Raw genomic sequence first — 23322 nt, 5'->3', positions numbered from 1 at the left:
CGGTTAATTATGTTCGTATGAACATTTTTGTAGAGTCCAACCCTTTTTGTTAAGGTGATGGGTATGGAGTTTGTACTGAGCCGTTATGACCTACTCACACGCTGATTACGCCAAATTGGACACCGCCCGTTGGATGGCAGCCTTAGCGGTGGTTCTGCTGCACAGTGCTGCGGTTCCCCTCACCAGCACCGCCGCTTACGGTACGCAAGATTGGTATTGGGCCAACCTGTACGATGCAGCCACCCGCTGGTGCGTACCTATTTTTGTCATGGTCAGCGGCGTGCTGTTGCTAGACCCTGCTAAACACGAAGGCTTTGCCTCGTTTTATAAAAAGCGCGGTAGACGCATCTTGCCTGCGATAGGCTTCTGGTCTGTGTTTTATTTATTCTGGGGCGCATGGATGTACCACCAACAAGGTGTGCCCATGGATGCACAAGCCTGGCTGCGTAAAGCCACCAGCGGCGAGCCCTACTACCATCTGTGGTATCTGTACATGTTGGTGGGCCTATACCTGTTTGCCCCCTATTTACGCTTGCTGTACCAACACTGTTCTGCCCGACAAAGCCGCTATGTTGTGTTGTTTATGCTGGTGTTGGCCATGCTGCAAAGCCTGTACCGTGAAGTGCAAGGCAACAGTTATGGTTTTTTTCTGCTCTGGTTCTTACCGTACATCAGCTATTTTTTAGCTGGACGCATGATGTTTGAGGGCCGTATACGTATTCCGTACCCCGGCTGGGTGCTAAGCCTAAGCATTGCTGCAACCGTAGTGGGAACCACGCTCTTATCGTCACACCAGCACTTCAGCACCTACTTCTACGACACCTTTAGCATCACCGTGCCACTGATGTCGTTAGCCGTATTTCAACTGATTTTACAAAGCCCTACACTGCCCACATTGCCCATGTTGGCACCTTTCACCTTTGGGATTTATCTGGTTCACCCCATCTTTTTAGATCTGGCACAACAAACTGGTTTATATCAAGCGCAAACCGGTATAGTCTGGCAAACACCCCTGATGGCTCTCGCGGTATTTATGCTGTCGTGGTTATTCGCTGGCCTATTACGAACATTGCCCGGTGGTACGCGTATCACCTGACGAACTATGACCCAACCCCCTGCGCCTCCCCCTTCTGACCAACGTGCTCAATCCGCGTGGTTGCGGGCGTGCTGGTTCATTCTGGCGGTGTGCAGTTTTATCTTGGCGATTATTGGGGTCATTTTGCCAGGCATGCCTACCACGGTTTTTGTGTTGATCTCGGCATGGGCCGCAGCACGCAGCTCTCCGCGCTTTCATCAATGGCTACTGGATCACCGTATCTTTGGCCCCTCCTTACATAACTGGCAAAATGGCCGACTCGTCACCAAACGAGCCAAGTGGACAGCACTGATCAGCATGAGTGTGTGTGCCGTGCTACTGCTATGGTTAGCGCCTCATTGGTGGATCAGCCTACTCGCCATCAGCTGCATGTTGTGTGTACTACTATGGCTATGGTCTAGACCCGGGCCCCCCACGCAAAAAAGCGAGCCGTAAAGGCTCGCTATGGTTTGCGCCACCGACTCACGATTAGGAGTTCGTTGGGTACAACTGAGGATAAATCTGGTTCAGCGTTTGGCTAGACTGACCTGACACCATATCACCAGCTCGTACGGCATCCGCCAATTCAGACTGAACTTGAGCACGCGATTTCACGGCTACGTCCTGCTGTGCTGCAGAGTACAACGCTGGGTACATTTCACTTAGGGTAGCACTGGACTCACCAGTCACTACATTCCCTTCACGTACCGCTTGTTCCAACTCGGCACGTACTTCAGCACGGGTTTTGACAGCAACAGGTTGTGATGGGTACACAGCTGGGTACATTTCGCGCAGAGTTTGGCTGGAATCGCCCGACAACATCTCACCCGCATTAATGGCTTGAGCCAACTCAGCTTGCACTTCAGCACGGGTAGGAGTGGTGTTCACATTCAACGCCATCGCTTGGCCAGCAAATAGGGTAGCAACAGCAAAACTCAAAACAGGTAATGTGCGTTTCATAATAATGATTCCTTTCATCTTCAATAATAGTGACGATGGCAGCAACACAACCCTGAACACAAGTTAGCTCTTTTCTCGACGCTTTCTTGCGTGTAGCCTTGTACTTCATGCGAAACAAAGGCCCTGTAAATCTGTATCGCTGCATCCATGGCTACACTTTAAGTCAACCGTTAAATCAGATAAACAGGTCAAAAAGACATACACTATTGCTAAAAACGAAATAATAAAATTTTGCCACAGGTAACCTATGAGCCGTTTACTCGCCATGCACGTGTTTGAACGTGTCGCTAATGAGGGAGGGTTTGCCGCCGCAGCCCGTTCATTGAACATGTCCCCCTCTGCAGTCACCCGACACGTCGCCGACCTAGAAAGCCATCTGGGCACACGCTTATTCCAGCGCACCACCCGTAGGGTGCACTTAACCGATGCGGGTGAAGTCTATTTGGCTCGTATACAGCATATTTTGCAGGATATTGAAGAGGCCGATGCCCAAGTCAGTGCACACACCAATGCATTAGCGGGTAAGCTGCGCATTTATGCTCCTCCCGCATTGGCCTATCACGTGGTTGCCCCTATTTTGGGTGAGTTCTGTTTGGCCTACCCCGATATACGCATCGAAATTCAGGTGGGTGCTGAGTACGCACTACCCATTGAAGATTTTGACATCACCATGTTGGGCAATAGCGTGCAAGAAAATGCCAATATCGTCGCACGTAAAATTGTGGAATCCGAGGTAATTTTGGTGGCCTCCCCTGACTACGCTAGCCGCAATCCTTTGCCCCAACACCCCACCGAGTTGTCCAACCACCGCTGTTTACGACTGCGTGATTCTGAGCGCCTTGATAATTGGACGTTTAGACACCCCAATCAGCCCGACGAGCAACTGAGCATTGCCGTAGACCCTGTCATTATTGCCAATCACACGGATACATTGCTGCGTGCGGCCCTTAATGGGGTGGGTATTACATCCGTAGTGTTGGGTCTGGCTGCACCGTACCTAAACCGTGGCGAATTAGTACGTGTTTTGCACCCATGGAGCACAGGTTTCATCAACATGTATGCCGCCTTACCTAGCCGCAAACATATACCCCAGCGCTCCTTGGTTTTTCTGGATTATCTGATTAACCACACTAGACAACAACATATTGAAGCCCGCGCTAACTGTACTGCCTGCTAAACACCACTTTTCACACGCTGTGCTATTTGCCCCCACCCCAAATTCAGCGTAAAGTGGCTACTAGGTTTTACGCTTTTTTGTTTTGGCGCTTCCTATTTCTGTACGGCACTACGCTTTATGTTCGATATTCTTGTCTATCTGTTTGAAAACTATTACAACCCACAGGCTTGTCCTAAAGCTGAAGTTCTAGCACACAAGTTGGCCGCCATCGGGTTTGAGGACGATGAAATCAACGATGCATTAAGCTGGTTACACGGTTTGCATGAGTCTTCCGCTCAGCACCAGCCACTGCAAACATTGCATCATCAACAAAGCCTGCGCGTCTATACCGATCTGGAATATGAGTTTTTAGGTCAGGAAGCCTTGGGCTTCATCAGCTTCTTGGAGCAATCCGGTGCGCTGCCACCTGCCCTGCGCGAGATCATTATCGAACGCGCCATGGCTATAGACGAATCGCCTATAGCCTTGGAAAAGATCAAAATCATCACGTTAATTGTGCTCTGGAGCAACGACGCTGAAGTCGAGCACCTGATCTTTGAAGAATTGGTCACCGACGACGGCGACCGCCTCTATCACTAATCCTTAGCCGCTAATACGTTCCCCTGCTCATCCAACATATGTTTGAGCAGTGGGATACCGTTTTCTACGCGGAATTCGGCAAATTTGGCGGGCTCAAACACCGCTGCTTGGCCTTCTTTGAAGAACCACGCATCTGTACCTGGTGCCCACTGGCCATTTTTACGTACCAAACGCAGCACTACCCAGTCAGGTTGCACGGCCACTTCAATAATCTGGCTTTGATTGCTACCGTCTTCTAACTCTACATAGTTGTGTTGATACGCTTTATCGGCGTCACGCGTGCTTTGCAAGGCTTGCAACTGCCATGCTAGCTCTCCTGCTGCGGGCGGTGACAACCACACCCACACCGCCGAGCCATCGCCTTCGTAGGTGTCTATATTGTCCTGCTGTATACCGCGACTTAACCTAGAAGCGTCTCGTGCCACTTGGAAATCCAATGACATGTAATCGCCCTGCATCAATGAACGTGGGTCTACAGGTGCCAAAGCTAACACTACCGCTTTGCCATCCGACAAAATGCGCTCTTTATTCCAAATGTTGTAGTTAGCCAAGCCTACTACCAGCACCAAGCCCGCTACAATCACAGGCCCCGGGCGTAGATACTTCATACCCTTAGGCATAGGTGCATCTGTAGCATCCGTATCTTTGAAGGCGGCTAACGACTTCACTGTCCCACGGAACAGCAACATATACACCAACAGCACCACAGCACTGCACGTTAATAACAACGCTTTTTGATTCAGGCTAATGTCAAAGTCGTAATACAGTTTGCCTAGCGCAATAAAGAGCGCCAACAACATCACTACGAACAACAAGCGACTGCGCCATGCGTACGCCACCAATAGCCATGCCAAGGTCAACGAAATCGTTGGTGCGCCAGCCCATGTAATAGACAACAACACACACACCACCACACCTGCTGCACTCACCACAGACCAGCTTTTTTGGCGCTGCAATGCCACGGCTAACGCCACAGCAGGCAACGGAAACAGTAACCAGCTTGGCAGCCATGACCCTAGCGCCCACTCTGACAAGGTGGCACCAAACATCAACACTGGGGGCATCAGTCCTATACCCACCAAACTGGCGATCAACCCTGCCCACATGGCGGGTGCCCAGTAACGATAGCGCTCTGGTGTTTGATGGGCTCTAACGCCTATTAACAAACTCGCCACCACCACCGCAAATACTTGCCATTGCATAAACGGCGTTAAGTAGGGGAAATCATAGTAATAGCTAGTGACTAAACCATGAAAATTCAGCCATAAGAAAGCACTGATAATCGTCCAACCTGCCGCCAACAGACGCACTAGCCATACGGGTGATAACGCATAGAGCACTACCCCCATGACCACCTGCAACATAGGGTAAAGCGTATTTTCTTGCTCTACCTGCATCACCCATTCCACACCGCTGAACACTAGTCCAACAATCACTAACAACGCCGGAATATCTTGTAAACCTTCTTCGCCCGCCTGACGTGACAGCCACAAGCCGCCCCCTACAAAGCACAGCATCACCCAGAAAGAATGTTTGAAGATTTCAGCATCGGTTAATAGTGTCAGCGTCACCAGTATCAAGGCGCTGCCCAATAGCACCGCACCCAAGCGCAACAAACGCAAAAACCACGGTGGTGAGGCCGCATCGGTATGTGTGGGCGCAGCATCGCCTTCTTGTGGGGTTGCCACACGCACAGTATGTGTACGCCACTGCTGCAACAGGTCCTTAGCCAGCAGTACAGCCAAGCCAATTTCTATAATAGTGAAGAGGAACCACGCCGCAATATCGTCACTACCAAGACGGATAAAAAACGGTACAAGTGCGGCTAAAAAAGCACCATACACAAAGCTCAAACTCACCTGATCAGGGGAGTACTGGCGGTAATACCACGCCATTGCCGCCATGACAGCTGACGCCCCTAACCAATATTTCAGGAAACCATCTTCCCATTCCATCAGGCCGCCCATGACCAAATAGAACAAGGCCACGCACGTCACCAAGGCCAACAAACGTGGCACCACCCTAAACGGGTCACGTAAATAGTGCTGACATAGCTCGGATAACACGAGTAGGAAGGTGTTTAGCACCACCACAATCATGGTCACCGCAAGTGGGCCGTCTACCCACCAGTAGACTCGGCTCCACATGTTTAAGGCGTTAAAACCAAAGAGCACGGCGGCTACGTTGACGATCACCACCCACAGCACGGCTAAGATAATAGAGCGCAGCCCCACTAGCCACGGCGTAATGGTAAGCGCCCACACCGCAAAGAGCTGCCACGGGTCTGCGCCGGTTTGGTAAATTTGCCCCAATAACGCCCATAGCCCACCTACCGCTACGGCTGATAAACCCATCACCAATGGTACAGGCGCGTATTCGGGCCACCACCCATGCCCGCGCTTATTGAGTACCCACGCCACACCCGCCGTGAGGACTACCACGCCCTGCACCAGCACGATACGTATGGTTTTACTTAACTCGGACCAGTTCGCTGCGATCACACTAATCAGCGCACTGCATAATAATAAGATGGCTAATGCCAATGCCGCCCGTAATAAAAACCTAGGCCAAACAGGCATACCGAACGTTGCAGAGGCTGGGGATTTAGTGTTAGACATAGTTCCGTGTGTGGATAATTTTTTTCTGCTATCGTACAGTAGCAAACAATGTTGCGCACACAAAAATGGTAAGGCCTTGTGGCTGGAACTTGCGCATACGGGGTTCGACCCGTAATATCCGCGCTATTGCTGCGGGCCCGCTGTCATTGGAAACACATGAATAAAACACTCATCATTGCTGAAAAACCCTCTGTTGCTTTGGACATCTCCAGAGCGTTAGGTGGGTTTACCCGTGAAGGGGACTACTTCGAAAGTGAACAGTACGTACTGTCATCCAGTATTGGACACTTGCTGGGCCTTGTTGCGCCCAACGACCCTAAACGAGGCAAATGGAGTTTTACTCACCTGCCAGTTATCCCCGAGAAATTCGAGTTGGATGTGGCCGACAAGCGTTCCGCAGAGCGCTTAAAACTGCTGGTTAAGCTACTCAAACGCAAAGATGTAGACCGCGTCATTAATGCCTGTGATGCGGGACGTGAGGGTGAACTGATCTTCCGTTACATTGTGCAGTACGCAAAAGTAAACAAACCTATACAGCGTTTGTGGTTGCGTTCCATGACTCAGGCCGCCATACGCGAAGCCTTCGAGAACCTGCGCGACGACGAAGAAATGAAACCACTGGAAGCGGCGGCCCGTGCTCGTGCCGAAGCCGACTGGTTGGTAGGGATTAACGGCACGCGCGCCATGACGGCGTTTAACAGTAAAGATGGCGGTTTTTTCAAAACACCTGTAGGTCGTGTGCAAACCCCTACACTAGCCATTGTGCATGCACGTGAAGAAGCCATCCGTAAGTTTGTGTCCCGTGACTACTGGGAGGTGCATGCCACCTTCGTAGCGGGCGCAGGACTGTACAATGGCCGCTGGTTCGACCCTGAGTTCAAGAAAGACGAAAAAGACGCTGAAAAGCGCGATTCTCGCTTGTGGTCCGAAACGGCTGCTAAAACAATTGTGGTGGCCTGCGATGGCAAACCGGGTGTGGTCACAGAAGAGTCCAAACCTTCTACCCAACAATCCCCTGCGTTGTTTGACTTAACCACCTTGCAGCGCGAGGCCAACTCCCGCTTTGGCTTCTCAGCCAAAACTACGCTGGCACTGGCCCAAACGCTGTACGAACGCCATAAAGCGCTGACCTACCCCCGTACTGATTCTCGCTATCTGCCGGAAGACTACGTAGGCACAGTCAAAGACACCATGCTTGCATTAGCCGATGGCCAAAGCTCTGCTACGGCATCCGTTCAGCCTTTTGCTCGCCAAATCGTCGAACAGCAGTGGGTAAAACCTAGCCGTCGTGTGTTTGATAACAAAAAGGTTTCCGATCACTTTGCAATCATTCCTACGCTGCAAATCCCGCGTGAGTTAAGCGACGCTGAGTTCAAAATCTACGAACTGGTTACACGCCGCTTTTTGGCTATTTTCTTCCCTGCCGCCGAGTTCCGTGTCACTACCCGCATTACCAAAGTATCGGGTAACCACTTCAAAACCGAAGGTAAAGTGCTGGTCAACCCCGGTTGGTTGGCTATTTACGGTCGTGAAGCACAAGGCGAAGACGACAACTTGGTTGCTGTACAGCCCAATGAAGAAGTGCTTACCGAAGATATTGAAGCACGCGGCTTAGCCACCAAACCTCCCGCACGCTTTACGGAAGCGACATTGCTGTCGGCGATGGAAGGTGCAGGCAAACTGATTGACGACGAATCCCTGCGTGATGCTATGTCTGAACGCGGTTTGGGTACGCCAGCCACACGCGCCTCTATTATTGAGGGCTTGCTAAACGAAGGTTACTTACGTCGTGAAGGCCGTGAATTGGTGCCTAGCGCCAAAACTCGCCAATTGATGACGTTGCTCTCTGGCTTAGACGTTACCGAACTGACCTCACCCGAGCTCACCGGTGAGTGGGAGTTCCGCCTCAAGCAAATTGAACAAGGCCAAGAAGGCCCTGAAGCCTTTCTGACCAAAATCGCGCAGATGACACAAATCATCGTGAAACGCGCCAAAGAATACGAACGCGATACTGTGCCAGGTGATTATGCAACACTGCAAACACCCTGCCCTAAATGCGGTAGCGTGGTCAAAGAAAACTACCGACGCTTTGCCTGCACTAGCTGTGACTTCTCATTTGGTAAGCACCCTAGTGGTCGCACGTTTGAGTTGCCTGAAGTAGAAGAGCTGCTGCAAAAACGCGAAATTGGCCCGTTGACTGGTTTTATCAGCAAAATGGGACGCCCATTTGCCGCGATTCTGCGCATTACTGATGAATTCAAACTGGAATTCGACTTCGGCCAAAACGATGACGAAGACGAAGAAGAAGTGGATTTCTCCGGTCAAACACCTGTAGGCGCGTGCCCTAAATGCCAAGCCAATGTGTTTGAGCACGGCATTCGTTATGTGTGTGAGAAAGCCGTGGGCCCATCACAGACCTGCGACTTCCGCAGCAACAAAGTCATTCTGCAGCAGGAAATTTCCCGTGAGCAAATGCACAAATTGCTGACCGACGGCAAAACAGATTTGCTAGATGGTTTTGTGTCTAACCGCACCAACCGTAAGTTCAAAGCCTTCCTGACACGCGATGCTAAAGGTGCAGTGAGCTTCGAATTCGAGCCTCGTGCCGGTAAGACTGCAGCGAAAAAATCCTCCGCTAAAAAGGCTGCCAAGAAAGCAGCTAAAAAAGCGGCAAAGAAAGTCGCCAAAAAAGCCGCTAAGAAAGTGGCCGCCAACGAATGATTATGTCAATTCTTGAACCTTGGCATTACATTAAACCCTCGTCTTTACATGGGACGGGGGTTTTTGCTGCTAGAGATATTCCCGCTGGCACCAGCATCATGGAATACGAAGGCAAGCACATCAGCACCCAAGAAGCGGATGAAATGGAGCCCTCGGACCCCAACAATCCCTTCCATACTTTTTTCTTCTCGCTGTCGTGCGGCAAGATTATTGATGGGGGTGACGGTGGTAACGAATCGCGCTTTATTAACCACTCCTGCGCCCCCAACTGCGAGGGCCACGAGAACAGCGCTGGCAACCGTGTATTTATCGTTGCGTTGCGCGATATCGCCAAAGACGAAGAGCTACTCTACGACTACGCGTTAGTCATTGATGACGACATCACGCCTACGCTGCAAAAGCAGTATCGCTGCTTGTGTGGTGCGCCTACATGCCGTGGCACAATGCTTGCGCTTCCCGACCCCAAAGACAAACCCATTACCAAGTCGGCGCTGCATAAGAAGCTGAAAAAAATCCGCCGCGAACAGAAAAAACTCAGCAAGCAAATGCGCCAGCTGAATAAAAAACTAGACCGAATCCTCCAACATACAGAAGATCCGGTCTAGTCGTAGTAGCAAGGCGGTTAGTATTTTCTTAGCCCACCCTTCCTCTTACAGAATTTGGCTGAGGAAGGTTTGGGTTTTGGGATGCTGCGGGTTATCAAAAAAGCGCTGTGGTTCGGCTTCTTCCAGAATTTGGCCATCGGCCATAAAAATCACTCTATCGGCCACACTGCGTGCAAAACCCATTTCATGCGTCACACACAGCATGGTCATGCCGTCTTCGGCTAAGCCAATCATGGTGTCCAGTACCTCTTTCACCATCTCTGGGTCTAGTGCCGAGGTAGGCTCATCAAACAACATCACCTTAGGGCTCATACACAGCGCTCTGGCAATCGCCACACGCTGTTGCTGACCACCGGATAGCTGGCTAGGATATTTATGCGCGTGAGCCTTAATACGCACTCGATCTAGGTACTTCAATGCAATGGCTTCGGCATCGGCTTTAGACATTTTGCGAGCACGCATAGGAGCCAGCATACAGTTTTCCAGCACCGTTTTATGAGGAAACAAGTTGAACTGCTGGAACACCATACCCACTTCACGACGGATAGCCTGCACATGGGCAGGGTTCTGGTCTAGCACCATGCCATCCACCGTAATCTCACCCGACTTAATGGGTTCTAGCGCATTAATACAGCGTATTAACGTGGATTTACCCGATCCCGATGGGCCACAAATCACGATTTTTTCGCCTGGCTGCACTTCCAGATTAATGTCTACTAGGGCATGGTACTCGCCATACCATTTGTCGACATTGCGCATGGTAATAATAGGTTTAGACATGACTCACTTCTACTCAATATTCATTATCAGAACAACGCACGGCGTAACGACGTGGCTTAGGCTTAGCTAACGTTCAGCTTGCGCTCCAAACGGCTGGCGTACAGCGACAACGGCCAACACAGAATGAAGTAAATCAAAGCCACCAAACCAAATACGATCATGGGCTGGAAAGTTGCGTTATTCACAATCTGCCCTGCACGAGTAAGCTCGGTAAAACCAATAATCGCCGTCAACGAGGTGGCCTTAATGATCTGCACCAAGTAACCCACGGTAGGGGGAATAGCAATTTTGAGCGCTTGCGGCAACACCACATCACGCATTTTCTGGGAATAGCTCAATCCCAGCGCCTCAGCAGCTTCGCTTTGCCCTTGGGGAACAGCCTGTATACAACCACGCCATATTTCTGCCAGAAAGGCGGCACTGTTTAAAATCAGTGCAATGGCGGCGGCATACCACACCCCTATTTCCAAGCCTAAAACAGGCAAACCAAAGAACACTAAGAACAACTGCAGCAACAGCGGTGTGCCACGGAAGAACTCAATAAATACCCGCATGGACTGACTCATCCAACGGCGTTCCGACACCCTACCCAACGCCACCACCAGTCCTAATACCCCACCCCCTATAAATGCGATGAGAGATAGCCAGATCGTCCATTGCGCGGCCTGAACAATAAACCAGAAATCTTCTATTCCAAAAGTACGCATTATTTACGGTCCGGATAATCAAGCAGGTACTTGTAAATGAGAGAAAACAAGCCTGAGAACAGTAAGGTCAGCAGCAAATAAATAACCGTTACCGTGATGTAGATTTCAAAGCTACGGAAGGTTAGCGACTGCAACCCTGTTGCCACTGAAGTCAGGTCATCAGCCGAAATCACCGACACCACACTAGAGGCCAACATTAAGTAAATGAACTGGCTGGTTAGCGCTGGGTAAATAGCCTTTAACGCAGGGCGCAAAATAATATGTAAAAACACCTCTACGCCCGACAAACTCAATGCCCTACCTGCTTCAACTTGGCCCTTGGGAATAGACTCAATCCCCGCGCGCACAATCTCACTGGCATAAGCACCTAAGTTCACCGTCATCGCCACTAACGCAGCCGTATGCGCACTCCACTTCACCCCTACAGATGGTAGTGCAAAGAAAAACACGAACAACTGGATGATGAAAGGTGTATTGCGAATGACCTCGATATAGGCATTCACCAAAAACCGGAAAAACGCATTGCCGTTAATTTTGACACTAGCGCAAATCACCGCCACGATCAGCCCAAAGAACATGGACAGTGCCGACAACTGTATAGTGACCCATGTCCCTTTTAGTAGCAGCGGCCACGCTTCCAGAACCGGATCAAACTGAAAAACGTAATTCATAGCAACTTCCAGACACTGCCGAAGGGGTCACCCCGCCTCGGCCAGTGCTTAGCAACACATTAATTTGATGCAGCGTGTACAGAGGCAGGCAAGGGAGTACCCAACCATTTCTCGAACACTTTATCCAACGAGCCATCGGCTAATTTTTCTTTCAAGAACGCATTCACTGCCGCTTCCAGCGCAGGACGGCCTTTTTGCATGGTCACGCCCATCACTTGCTCGTTAATCACATAACGAATTTCAAATTTTCCAGGGTGACGTTTTTGCACTTCTGAGGCGATAACCGTAGACGTACCCGCCAAATCCACTTGGCCTACGATCATGGCTTGCAGCGCCGATGCATCGTCATCAAAACGGCGAATATCTGTGCCTTCAGGGGCGATTTTCATCACGCCAATGTCTGTAGTACTGGCACGAGGCACACCAATTTTGTATTTAGTGAAGTCAGCAGGGCTATCCACCACCACATCAGTTGGCCCTAACAGCACCATACTCGCGGCGGAGTAGGGGTTAGAAAACTGCACTTGCTCTTGGCGCTCTGGCGTAATAGCCAGCGAAGCCACCAAAACGTCGGCTTTATCCGTCAACAAATACGGAATACGGTTTGGCCCTGTAGTGATCACAGGTTCAACCGTTACACCCAAATAATCGGCCAACATTTGTGCCACTTCTGCATCGTAACCATCAGGTTTGTTACCCGCGCCGGAGCTCGCATAGGGCGGGAAATCCAACATCAAACCGATTTTGATCGTGCCACGGTCTTTAATACGTTGCAGGCTTTGATCTTCCTGCGCTTGGGCCGTGCCAGTCAGGCCGATCATTAACGAGATACCCAGTGCTACACATATTTTTTTCAACATTGTCTTCTCCACAGTCCGTAAGAGGTATTACTTCTTTTTCTGCGCGCCACATACGCTGTAGCGTGCATTGACGAAACCGCTATAGGCATAGTAATTTCATCAACGAAAAATCTTTTTGTATGTAATTTTTTTGTTGCAGACTATCAAAAAAAAAATTCGTGATCCACAGTGTATGGCTAGGTAAAACCCTAGCTTTTTGCTTTTAGAGAATAATCACGAGTTTTTCCTCCCACATACGAAAAAAACTTTTTATTGATAAAAAATAGAAGAAAAATATGAGCCAACCCACTCCCACGCATACCGCTCAGCGGTACCAAGCACCGGCCCTAGATAAGGGGCTGGACATACTGGAGGTGCTAAGCCAAACCCCACACGGCTATACCCTGAGTGAGCTTAGCCAAGCCTTAAATCGAGGCGTGAATGAAATTTTCAGAATGGTCAGCACGCTGCACCAGCGTGGTTACATACAAATCAACGACAGTGATCGCTATATTTTGACCCTTAAGCTGTTTGAGCTATCGCACCAGCAAGAACCTGCCAAATCACTGATTAAAGAGGCGTTACCCTTACTGGCTGAGCTGGCCGAACGCAGCATGCAATCGTGCCATTTAGCGCTTTATCAAAATGGCAGAGTGATTATTGTGGCGCAGCAAGATAGTCCTGAACGCTGGTCTTTCGGGTTGAAGATGGGTGCCCTCATTGGCCTAACAGATACCTCTTCCGGCCACGTATTGCTCGCCTTTGCAGACGACGTCACACGGGTACGCATGCTGAACCACCACATACGCATTGATGGCGAAAATCAGATGGACCCCGGCCAATTGTTTGATTTACTACACACCATACGCCAGCAAGGCTATGCCACTATGCCCAGCGCCCAAATTGATGGTGTGACCAACATTGCTATGCCGGTATTAGGCTTAGAAAACAAAGTAGTAGCTGCTATTAATGTGCCGCATGTATCACGTATAGATGGCCTACGCCGCCCCGATGCAGCACAAATTGCCCGCATTTTGTCTGACATTAGCCTGCGCCTGTCGCAACGTATGGGCTATAGTGGCCCCCATTGTTACACTCCCTGAGCAGTACTATGCCTGATGTTTTTTCGTTGTATGTGTCCGCACTAAGCTCCATTGCCCCTTTGGTTATGTGCGGTGGTATAGGGTTTATTTGGGGTAAAAGCACACTTAGGTTCGACATTGCTTTTATCTCAACGCTGGTCACGCTAGTGGGTGTACCCGCGCTAATTTTTCACACGCTTTATACCACTGAAATCGATACGGCTGCCTTAGTAGATATAGGTTTATCTACCGTTGTAGCCTTGGCAATTACCACCCTACTCTGTGCTGCCACCCTTAAAGCTTTTAAGATATCGGTGCGGGAAAATATGCAGCTGGTCACCTTCCCCAACTCGGGAAACTTAGGTCTGCCGCTGTCTACACTCGCCTTTGGCTCTATAGGCCTATCGGCCGCGTTGGTCTTCTTTGCAATCTGCACCTTCATACACAACACACTAGGCGTGCGCACCCTTACCAACAAGCAAAGCAGCAGCAAAGGCACGCAATTCATCGTAATCAGCGCGGCCTTCATCGCCATTATTGCTAAAAGTTTGTCGGTACCCGTGCCCGAATGGACCTTAAACGGTTTGGGGTTGATCGGTAGTATTACCGTTCCCTTGATGCTGTTTAGCCTAGGCTACTCGTTGGCAAACATCTCGTCTGAAGGCATGCAAAGTGGTAGTTTCATGGCCATTTTGCGCTTAGCGGCAGGTTGCATTGGTGCCATCCTTGCCTGCTGGCTGCTGGGCACTCCAGGTTTGTTGGCCGCCATTATTATTTTGCAAATGACCATGCCCTGCGCCGTATTAAGCTACATGTACGTCTCGCACTTTCAGCCAGATCAAAAACACATTGCAGCCAGTGCGGTACTGGTGTCTACAGTAATTTTCTTACTGGCATCACCACTGTTTATTGCCGCTTTGCAGTACTTTTACCTTTAATCAGCCAGCACTAGACCCTCGCGGCGAGGGTCTGCACCGCCATAAAGCCCTTGGTCGGTAATCACAATGCCCTGCAAACCACTGGTAAACGGCAAAATAGAAACGTCGTGACCTTTGGCACGCAGCGCATCGGCCACGCCCACAATGGCTGTACCTTCCTCTAATTCGGTAGCCTGATTGCGGCTACCGTAATGCGGTAATGAAATAGCCTCTTGTATGTCCAGCCCCCAATCCAACACACCTACCAAGGTTTGCGCCACATAGTTAATGATGGCACTGCCGCCTGGTGAGCCTGTGATCAGATACGGCTTATTCGCCTTAAATACCATCACCGGTGCCATGCTGCTGCGTGGCCGTTTACCCGCCTCTACACGGTTCGCCACCGGCACACCTTGGGCATCGTAAGGTTGACTGGAAAAGTCCGTCAGTTGGTTGTTTAGCAAAAAGCCACGAACCAGAATTTTGCTGCCAAACGCGGCCTCTACGCTGGTGGTCATAGCTACCAAATTGCCGTAAGCATCTGCCGCCACCAAGTGGCTAGTAGACGGCAATTCGTAGGCTTGATCCCTACCTAAACTGGCGAGCATGGCTAAAGGATCGCCCGGAGCCGCTTTGCCCATGCTTTGCTCGGGTTGAATCAGCGCACTACGTTGACGCAAGTACGCAGGGCTTAGCAAACCCTGCACGGGGATATCCACAAAAGCAGGATCAGCCACATAGAAGTCGCGGTCGGCATAGGCCAAACGCCCCGCTTCAGAGAAGTAATGCACGGCCTCTACACTTTGCGGGGCGTAATGTTGCATGGGGAAATTTTGCAGCACACCCAGCAACTGCAATACCGTCAACCCACCAGAACTAGGTGGTGGCATCCCGCACACTGTGTACTGACGGTACGGCCCACATAGTGGGTCACGTTGTACCGCTTGATAAGTCTGCAAATCTGCCAAACTTAAATCACCTGCCTTAGAGTGGTTTTGCACCGAACGCACCATATCGTCGGCGATTTCACCTTCATAAAAGGCAATCACCCCCTCTTTAGCGATACGCGACAAGGTATCGGCCAATGCCGGGTTACGCAGCCTGTACCCCACGGGCAGCGGTTGGCCCTCCGCATCTAAAAAGTACGCTGCACTGGCTGACTGCTCGCGTAGCGCCTGTTGATTGTCGCTAATCAGTGTGTGCAACCTAGGGCTCACCGCAAAGCCTTCCGTGGCGAGTTGTATGGCGGGTGCAAACAATGTTTCCCACGGTAAACGGCCATGCTGTGCATGCGCCATCTCCAATGCTCGCAACACACCCGGCGTGCCCACTGACAAACCACTGTTAACCGCCTGTGTATAACTAAGCGGCTTACCTGCTTCTAAAAAGCGGTCTGCTGTTGCCCGCGCTGGCGCTGTTTCTCGGCCATCGTAGCTTTGCAGTTGCGTCGCTGCCGCATCGTAATGCAATAAGAATGCACCACCACCTATGCCTGATGATTGTGGCTCTACCAGTGTCAGTACGGCCTGTGCCGCAATAATGGCGTCTATGGCACTGCCCCCTTGCTCCAGCATGGCGTAGCCTGCTTGTGTCGCTAGGGGGTTCGCTGTTGCAAACATCTGCCGCGACCCTTGCACCAATTTTTGAGTGGTGTGTGCACTGGCCGCTTCTGGGGCCGTGTCTGCCGCCGTTAACGTAGTGGAAGGCTGTGTAGCACACCCTGCCAACGTGGTCGTCACTACCAGTAGCGCCGCCAAATACCAGGGTTGCGTAGTCGCCTTCATCACTACCTCGTTAACAGGATGGTTACTGGAATGCTGTCTCTAAGAAACTGCGTAGTTTGCGTGAATGTAAACGCTCACTTGGCATTTCTCGTACCATTTCTAATGCGCGTATACCTATGTGCAAATGCTGTCCTACCTGCTTGCTGTAAAACGCGTTGGCCATACCCGGCAGCTTTAGCTCGCCGTGTAACGGCTTATCGGATACGCACAACAATGTGCCATAAGGAATACGGAACCTAAAACCATTGGCCGAAATAGTGGCCGACTCCATATCCAACGCAATCGCACGTGACTGCGACAACTTCAACACTGGCTCGTGATGATCGCGCAATTCCCAGTTACGGTTATCAATAGAAGCCACCGTACCGGTGCGCATAATGCGTTTTAATTCCCAGCCAGACAAACCCGCTACTTCCGCCACCGCTTGTTCTAAAGGCACTTGGATTTCAGCTAATGGGGGAATAGGTACCCACAGAGGCAGATCGTCATCCAGCACTTTATCTTGGCGTACATAGCCATGCGCCAACACGTAATCGCCCAAACGCTGCGACGTACGTAATCCGGCACAATGCCCCAGCATCAACCATGCGGACGGACGCAATACCGCCACGTGATCCGTAATGGTCTTCGCATTAGAAGGCCCCACCCCAATATTGATCAAGGTAATGCCAGTGTGGTCATCACGCATTAAGTGGTACGACGGCATTTGTGGCTGGCGCGACGCATGCGAGCCTTCTACTACGCCACCCGCACGTGTAATACGATTGCCCGGTTCGACTAGCGCGGTATAACCGCTGTTAGGATCGTCCAGCGTAGACTGCGCCCATTTGCAGAACTCATCTACGTAGAACTGGTAGTTGGTGAACAGTACAAATTTCTGGAAATACTCGGGGCGCGTTGCAGTGTAATGCTGCAAGCGGTGCAACGAATAATCAATGCGTGGCGCGGTAAAGGGCGCCAACGGTAGTTCTTCGCCTGGTTTACCTACCCATGTGCCATTCACAATGGCGTCGTCCATCACCTCTAGGTCAGGCACATCAAAGTGATCACGCAGCGTGTGTGCAGATGACTCGGGGTACACCGCTTCTACCGAGTTTTCGCCCGCTAAGCAAAAATGCAGCGGTATGGGTTGTTCGGACTCGGCAATCTCTACCGGCACACCATGATTCTTCAGTAACAGGCGGATCTGGTCGCGTAAGTAGTCAAAGTACAGCTCAGGTCTAGTGACTGTAGTGGCATACGCGCCCGGCTCTACAACATAACCATAGGCCAAACGGCTGTCCACTTCTTGAAACGTGTCTACCCGTATACGTATTTGAGGGTAGCAAGCACGGTAACGCACACCTTGCGTAAACCCTTGTGCCATACACATTCTGAACTGCTCGCGTATGAAGGCCGTATTGCGTCGGTAGATTTCTACCAGTCGCCACACAGCCGCTTCGGCGTCCCAGAATTCTTCGGCCCCGATGACTGGCGGGGTAACCACTTTCACATCGTACTGCACCGATTCACGCATGATGTCCACAGCCTTAATCAAAAGTCCAGTGTATACAGGATTTATGACAATAGAGAAAACCCCGGTCTTTTAGGTATGTACGGGCTTTCCCCTATAAAAACATTCTAATACTAGGTATAGTCTTATAGAACACTGGAAGGTCTTATATAAGACCAAAGACATCACAGCCATGTCTTCCTATGCAAGTCACTGTATTTATTGGTAAAATATGAGAATTCGCGATTTATGAATAAATGGATTCTTTCAGGGCAACTTCCATTTCTCCGCGCTCATCGGGCTATTTTCTCGGCCCACCAGTCAATACTTATAGTAATGAGTGTTCTTACCAGAAGTACATTCAGAGCCACTATTCTGAATACCTATTCCTATTTTCGTGCCCTGCAGCGACCTTCCTGCCCGGGACTACCCTCCCGGTTTCAGCAAACTCTTAACTTTACGCAAAGGCAATCATGACCAAACGAATCACATGTGAAAGACTGCAGATTGCAGAAGCACTGCACCAATTCATCGAAAACGAAGCCCTGCCCGGCACTGGCTTAGATTCCAAAACATTCTGGCAAGGCGTAGACAAACTGGTACACGACTTGGCACCGCGCAACCGCGAACTGTTGGCCGAGCGTGACCGTCTGCAAGCTGAACTAGACACATGGCATAGCGCCAACCCTGGCCCCATCAAAGATATGGGCGCATACAAAGCCCTTTTGAAACAAATCGGCTACCTGAAAGACGCTCCTGCGTCCGTCAAAGTAAACACCACCAACGTAGACACTGAAATCACCGAGCAAGGTGGTCCTCAGTTGGTTGTGCCTATCATGAATGCGCGTTACGCACTGAACGCTGTGAACGCACGTTGGGGCAGCCTGTACAACGCTTTGTACGGTACCGACGCCATTTCCGACGACGGCGGTGCCGAAGCAGGTAAAGGCTACAACCCAGTACGCGGTGCAAAAGTAATCGCTTTCGCACGCAAATTCTTGAACGACACCATTCCTCTGAAGCAAGGCTCCCACACGGATGCTACGCAGTACGCCATTGTGAACGGCGCATTGGAAGTTAGCCTAAAAGACGGCAGCAAAACCACCTTGGCTGATGCCGCCACATTGATGGGCTACCGTGGCGACGCTGCTAACCCAGAAGCGATTGTATTTGGCCACAACGGTCTGCGCTTCGAACTGCAAATCGACCGCAACGATGCTATTGGTAAAGACGATGCTGCTGGCGTAAAAGATGTGCTGTTAGAGTCTGCTCTGACCACCATCATGGACTGCGAAGACTCCGTAGCCGCTGTAGACGCCGACGATAAAGTACTGGCCTACCGCAACTGGTTGGGTCTGGTAACCGGTTCGCTGACAGAAGAAATCAGCAAAGACGGCCGTACTTTCACTCGTAAGCTGAACGCCGACCGTAACTACACCGACCTGCAAGGCAACGCTAAAACGCTGCCAGGCCGTTCTATGATGTTTGTGCGTAACGTTGGTCACCTGATGACTAACCCCGCCATCCTGGACGAAAAAGGTAACGAAGTACCAGAAGGCATCATGGATGCTATCTTCACTAACCTGATTGCAATGCGCGATCTGCAGTTGAAGAAAAACTCCCGCACTGGCTCCATCTACATTGTGAAGCCAAAAATGCACGGTCCTGACGAAGTTGCTTTCGCCAACGAACTGTTTGCTCGCGTTGAAGACGTATTGGGCTTGCCACGTAACACCATCAAAATGGGTGTAATGGACGAAGAGCGCCGTACGACAGTTAACCTGAAAGCGTGTATTGATGCGGCTAACGAACGCGTAGTGTTCATCAACACTGGTTTCTTGGACCGCACTGGCGACGAAATCCACACCATCATGCGCGCTGGCCCTGTAGTACGTAAAGGCGACATGAAAACCCAGAAATGGTTGTCCGCTTACGAGCGCAACAACGTACAAACTGGCTTGGAATGCGGTCTGCGCGGTCGTGCTCAAATCGGTAAAGGGATGTGGGCAATGCCTGACCTGATGGCCGACATGTTGGTACAAAAAGTTGGTCACCTGAAAGCCGGTGGTAACACCGCTTGGGTACCTTCCCCAACAGCTGCCACACTGCACGCTCTGCACTACCATCAAGTAAGCGTAGACGAGATCCAGAAAGGCATGGAAGGCCAGAAAGTAGAAGTTCTGGATGACATCCTGACTATTCCCGTTGCTACCGACACCAACTGGTCGGCTGAAGACATTCAGCAAGAATTGGACAACAACACCCAAGGTATTCTGGGTTACGTTGTACGTTGGATTGACCAAGGCGTGGGTTGCTCTAAAGTACCTGACATCCACAACGTGGGCTTGATGGAAGACCGCGCCACACTGCGTATTTCCAGCCAGCACATTGCTAACTGGATGCTGCACGGCATTGTGACCCCAGAGCAAGTAGACGCCACACTGCAACGCATGGCTGCAGTAGTAGACAAGCAAAACGCAGGCGACGCTCTGTACCGCAACATGGCTGGTAACTTTGAAACCTCCAAAGCGTACAAAGCAGCACGCGACCTGATCTTCAAAGGTCTGGAACAGCCTAACGGCTACACCGAACCTCTGCTGCATCAGTGGCGTTTGGCACTGAAAGCTGAAGGCTAATCGCTTTACGGCATAGCTAACGTAAACGGGCTACCCAATGGGTAGCCCGTTTTGCATGCACGTTATAATGGCCAACGCTTGTTACTGCCACCTTCATTTTCATGAGTCGCCCACCCATGCCTCGCTATAAACGTTATCTACTGCGCACCTTACTGGTGATCGGCATCTTGGCGAGCGTGGGCAGCTATATGTTTTACGCTATACGCTACCAGCACTTGCATGTTCCCATCATGAATTGGTTTAGCGGACAACAACAAGACCAAGACGATTGGAACCGTCCCGAACACCGTGCAGACTCCTTCAATTTAGCCGACTACCGTTTAGCCTATTCCCGCTCTATTAGTGAAATTGAAGACAACTTATCAGGACTGAGTTATTGGGATGAACGCGGCGAGTTATTAGCGGTATTAAATAGGCCCCCTACTGTTCTTACTCTGGATCTAGACGGTCACATTACCGCGCAATATCCTTTAGATGGTATTTCAGACACGGAAGGCGTTGCGTATCTGGGTAATGGCCAAATTGCCCTTAGCAATGAGAAACACGGAAAGATTGTTTTAGCCCATTTACCAGAACAGCCCGGCACCATTGATTTACGTCGTGCTCCCACCTTTGCCTTAGGCCCATCAGACGCTGATAACAGTGGCTTAGAAGGCGTAGAGTACGACCGCCAACATGATCTGCTCTATGTAGTTAAAGAGCACTCTCCTAAAGCCCTGTATCGTCTTGCTGGGCTATGTGCTGCGAAACCTCAGTGTTCGTTTGATGGCGTACAAGTAGAAGATCTTAGCCATTGGCTGCACGCGGTGGGTTTTGTACACGACTTCTCTAGCGTACTCGTCGCCCCGCCGCTAGGCCATGTAATTTTACTAAGCGAGCAGAACCAGTCGTTGCTGGAGCTAGACGATGTAGGAGAACCTCGTAGCTACCGCCCTTTAAATCAGTTCTCGAACGAGTTAAACATTCCACAAGCCGAAGGCATCACACTAGGGCCTAACGGTAGTTTGTATCTGGTCAGTGAGCCCAATTTATTTTATGTATTCACGCGTTAAGTTATTTTTGATGTGATTATTTTGTGTCTATATTTTTGAACAATTAATTTTCTAATCTTCATACAATAAAAATCAATTAACTCACCGCAAGTGCGATTTAAAATAATTATCTTCGCTAAAATTAAGAATTCGTTACACGCAAAAGCACCTTTCTATACTACGTGCTAATTTTTTGCTATCAAAGAGAGCACGGGAAATGAAAAAAGTACTACTTATTGCTGCACTAACAGTAGGTTTGGCTGGTTGTGAAACCTTAAACTCCGTAACCAAAAGCATTGATGACACCTTTGCCAGCGTGAACGATGCAATGGGTGGTGCACCTATCACCGATACACCTGCTCAAATTTGTTCAGAAATTCGTGCTAACAAAGCACGTGCGACTAACAAGTACATGGGTAAAACCATCGAAACCACTGGCCGCCTGACTTCCATCGAACAAAACATGATCGCAAAAAGCATGAGCAGCTTTAACTCCGACGTATGGGGTAGCGCTAAACAGTTCGATGTACACGTCACCAACGGTCAAACTGAATTTTTGACGCTGATCACCAAACGCCCAACCCAGTTGGACGCATTTAATCTGGGCGACTCCGTGACCATTAAAGGTCGTATCGAGAGCGTAGACGGTGGTAATAAAGGCTGCCGTATCGAGCTTGCCTCCGACCCAAGAATCACTAAAAACTAACTAGTCTACGTTTGGCCCGCGCCTCACGCTGCTGCATTTCTGCTTTTTCAACCAGCACGTCTTGTATGTAGCGTATGTGCCCTTGCGCGGCCAATAGCGCGTTATCAGCTGATCCTTGCATGATGGCCTCATACAGCGCTTGATGTTGCGCAATGAGGTCATCACGTATGTGTTGACCCTCTTGCACGCCACCAAAGTTAATACGTACCTCTGGCCCGAGTACCTCGTAGGTATTACGTATGGTATGTAATAGCACAGCATTGTGGCTGGCCTCAGCAATCACCAAATGAAAGTGCGCATCGGCATCTTGGTGCTGCTGTTCATTCGCACTATGTGGTTGTTCATAATGCTGCTTCAACACCTTAAACGCGGCACTTAAGCGTTCTTTATCGGCGTCTGTCGCACGTAGCGCCGCATAATACGAACACGCCCCCTCAACCATGTGCCGGAACTCCAGCAGGTCGCGTTGAGCATCGGCATTGGCCAACAACACGTTTTGTAATGGGTCACGAAAAATAGCCCCCACCTCGTCGGCCACATAGGTACCGCCGCCATGCTGCGTCTGCAGCAAGCCCATTGCCACTAAAGAATGTATGGCCTCACGTACCGAAGGGCGCGACACGCCAAAGCTTTCTGCCAGCTCACGCTCGGCAGGTAAACGTTGTCCTCGTACCCAAGCCCCCTCAAAAATCAGATTTTTGATTTTCTCTGCAATCTCATCTGATAACCGGGGACGCTTCATGATTGGTGTATTCATAAAACCGCAATTTCAGGTAAAGCGCTTACCTGTCCTCCTTTTTCTCATAATTATACGCTGTAGGAACAGGAAGGCAGCACACGATGCTCCACTTCTATAACCTGACAGGGTTTTCCCTTGAGTTTCCCAAGCACAGCGCTAAATAGCTGATTTTCTTTAGGGTTTTCCCCTGACTATAACCAAAA

20 protein-coding genes are annotated in these 23322 nt (G+C 50.4%); 11 read left to right on the top strand and 9 right to left on the bottom strand.

The genetic code is table 11. The annotated features are described in order from the left end of the window. Positions 1-85: 85 nt before the first annotated feature. The gene (locus tag GY634_RS01035; protein ID WP_166406722.1) at positions 86-1096 is read left to right on the top strand and encodes an acyltransferase; all 1011 of its coding nucleotides are present in this window, start codon (positions 86-88) and stop codon (positions 1094-1096) included. A 6-nt stretch (positions 1097-1102) separates the two neighbouring features. After that, positions 1103-1531 carry a YbaN family protein gene (locus GY634_RS01030; RefSeq protein ID WP_166406721.1) on the top strand — a complete coding sequence of 143 codons (429 nt, stop codon included), beginning with the start codon at positions 1103-1105 and terminating at the stop codon, positions 1529-1531. A 33-nt stretch (positions 1532-1564) separates the two neighbouring features. Here the strand turns inward: GY634_RS01030 and GY634_RS01025 are convergent, their stop codons facing one another. Further along, entirely contained in the window at positions 1565-2035 is a 471-nt protein-coding gene (locus GY634_RS01025) for a DUF4148 domain-containing protein (protein ID WP_166406720.1), read from the bottom strand. A gap of 247 nt (positions 2036-2282) precedes the next feature. Here GY634_RS01025 and GY634_RS01020 point away from each other — a divergent pair, with 247 nt between their 5' ends. Together GY634_RS01020 and GY634_RS01015 are read left to right on the top strand one after the other, a co-directional pair. Continuing rightward, a complete protein-coding gene (locus GY634_RS01020) occupies positions 2283-3212 on the top strand; it encodes a LysR family transcriptional regulator (protein ID WP_166406719.1) in 930 nt (309 codons plus the stop codon). A gap of 117 nt (positions 3213-3329) precedes the next feature. After that, complete coding sequence (locus GY634_RS01015; RefSeq protein WP_166406718.1) at positions 3330-3791, top strand: Smg family protein; 462 nt, start codon at positions 3330-3332, stop codon at positions 3789-3791. Here GY634_RS01015 and GY634_RS01010 read toward each other — a convergent pair. Then, positions 3788-6409: a GDYXXLXY domain-containing protein gene (locus tag GY634_RS01010; protein ID WP_166406717.1), complete on the bottom strand. Its 2622-nt coding sequence runs from the start codon at positions 6407-6409 to the stop codon at positions 3788-3790. The genes GY634_RS01015 and GY634_RS01010 overlap by 4 nt on opposite strands. Positions 6410-6565: 156 nt before the next feature. On the opposite strand from GY634_RS01010, the gene GY634_RS01005 reads away from it, so the two are divergent. Together GY634_RS01005 and GY634_RS01000 are read left to right on the top strand one after the other, a co-directional pair. After that, a complete protein-coding gene (locus GY634_RS01005) occupies positions 6566-9130 on the top strand; it encodes a DNA topoisomerase III (protein ID WP_166406716.1) in 2565 nt (854 codons plus the stop codon). After that, positions 9127-9735, top strand: a complete 609-nt coding sequence (locus GY634_RS01000) for an SET domain-containing protein-lysine N-methyltransferase (protein ID WP_423227280.1) — start codon at positions 9127-9129, stop codon at positions 9733-9735. Before GY634_RS01005 ends, GY634_RS01000 begins: the two co-directional genes overlap by 4 nt. Before the next feature lie 45 nt (positions 9736-9780). Here the strand turns inward: GY634_RS01000 and GY634_RS00995 are convergent, their stop codons facing one another. From GY634_RS00995 to GY634_RS00980, 4 genes are all read right to left on the bottom strand, one after another. Continuing rightward, positions 9781-10515 carry an amino acid ABC transporter ATP-binding protein gene (locus GY634_RS00995; protein WP_207625438.1) on the bottom strand — a complete coding sequence of 245 codons (735 nt, stop codon included), beginning with the start codon at positions 10513-10515 and terminating at the stop codon, positions 9781-9783. 62 nt (positions 10516-10577) lie between these two features. After that, positions 10578-11222 carry an amino acid ABC transporter permease gene (locus tag GY634_RS00990; RefSeq protein WP_166406715.1) on the bottom strand — a complete coding sequence of 215 codons (645 nt, stop codon included), beginning with the start codon at positions 11220-11222 and terminating at the stop codon, positions 10578-10580. Beyond that, the gene (locus GY634_RS00985; RefSeq protein ID WP_166406714.1) at positions 11222-11893 is read right to left on the bottom strand and encodes an amino acid ABC transporter permease; all 672 of its coding nucleotides are present in this window, start codon (positions 11891-11893) and stop codon (positions 11222-11224) included. Before GY634_RS00985 ends, GY634_RS00990 begins: the two co-directional genes overlap by 1 nt. A 59-nt stretch (positions 11894-11952) precedes the next feature. Beyond that, positions 11953-12753, bottom strand: coding sequence for a transporter substrate-binding domain-containing protein (locus GY634_RS00980; RefSeq protein WP_166406713.1), 801 nt, complete (start codon positions 12751-12753; stop codon positions 11953-11955). A 275-nt stretch (positions 12754-13028) separates the two neighbouring features. Here GY634_RS00980 and GY634_RS00975 point away from each other — a divergent pair, with 275 nt between their 5' ends. Further along, entirely contained in the window at positions 13029-13835 is an 807-nt protein-coding gene (locus GY634_RS00975; RefSeq protein WP_166406712.1) for an IclR family transcriptional regulator, read from the top strand. 8 nt (positions 13836-13843) lie between these two features. Continuing rightward, the gene (locus GY634_RS00970; RefSeq protein WP_166406711.1) at positions 13844-14752 is read left to right on the top strand and encodes an AEC family transporter; all 909 of its coding nucleotides are present in this window, start codon (positions 13844-13846) and stop codon (positions 14750-14752) included. Here the strand turns inward: GY634_RS00970 and ggt are convergent. Together ggt and GY634_RS00960 are read right to left on the bottom strand one after the other, a co-directional pair. Continuing rightward, positions 14749-16515 carry a gamma-glutamyltransferase gene (gene ggt, locus GY634_RS00965; RefSeq protein ID WP_166406710.1) on the bottom strand — a complete coding sequence of 589 codons (1767 nt, stop codon included), beginning with the start codon at positions 16513-16515 and terminating at the stop codon, positions 14749-14751. The two genes, GY634_RS00970 and ggt, sit on opposite strands and share 4 nt — an antisense overlap. A gap of 22 nt (positions 16516-16537) precedes the next feature. Next, the gene (locus GY634_RS00960) at positions 16538-18031 is read right to left on the bottom strand and encodes an AMP nucleosidase (RefSeq protein ID WP_166406709.1); all 1494 of its coding nucleotides are present in this window, start codon (positions 18029-18031) and stop codon (positions 16538-16540) included. Positions 18032-18480: 449 nt separating this feature from the next. On the opposite strand from GY634_RS00960, the gene GY634_RS00955 reads away from it, so the two are divergent. From GY634_RS00955 to GY634_RS00945, 3 genes are all read left to right on the top strand, one after another. Further along, complete coding sequence (locus tag GY634_RS00955; protein WP_166406708.1) at positions 18481-20643, top strand: malate synthase G; 2163 nt, start codon at positions 18481-18483, stop codon at positions 20641-20643. Between the two features lie 116 nt (positions 20644-20759). Continuing rightward, positions 20760-21695, top strand: coding sequence for an SdiA-regulated domain-containing protein (locus GY634_RS00950; RefSeq protein ID WP_166406707.1), 936 nt, complete (start codon positions 20760-20762; stop codon positions 21693-21695). Between the two features lie 196 nt (positions 21696-21891). Beyond that, on the top strand, positions 21892-22380 hold the full coding sequence (locus GY634_RS00945; protein ID WP_166406706.1) for a hypothetical protein: 489 nt from the start codon (positions 21892-21894) through the stop codon (positions 22378-22380). On the opposite strand, the gene GY634_RS00940 is transcribed toward GY634_RS00945, so the two are convergent. Then, positions 22370-23122, bottom strand: a complete 753-nt coding sequence (locus GY634_RS00940; RefSeq protein WP_207625436.1) for a FadR/GntR family transcriptional regulator — start codon at positions 23120-23122, stop codon at positions 22370-22372. The genes GY634_RS00945 and GY634_RS00940 overlap by 11 nt on opposite strands. Between the last annotated feature and the right edge of the window lie 200 nt (positions 23123-23322).

The sequence above is a fragment of the Paenalcaligenes suwonensis genome, from assembly GCF_011290505.1.
Lineage (GTDB): Bacteria > Pseudomonadota > Gammaproteobacteria > Burkholderiales > Burkholderiaceae_B > Paenalcaligenes > Paenalcaligenes suwonensis.
The sequence above is the reverse complement of the archived record's forward strand: the minus strand, read 5'-3'. Positions and strand labels throughout refer to the sequence as shown.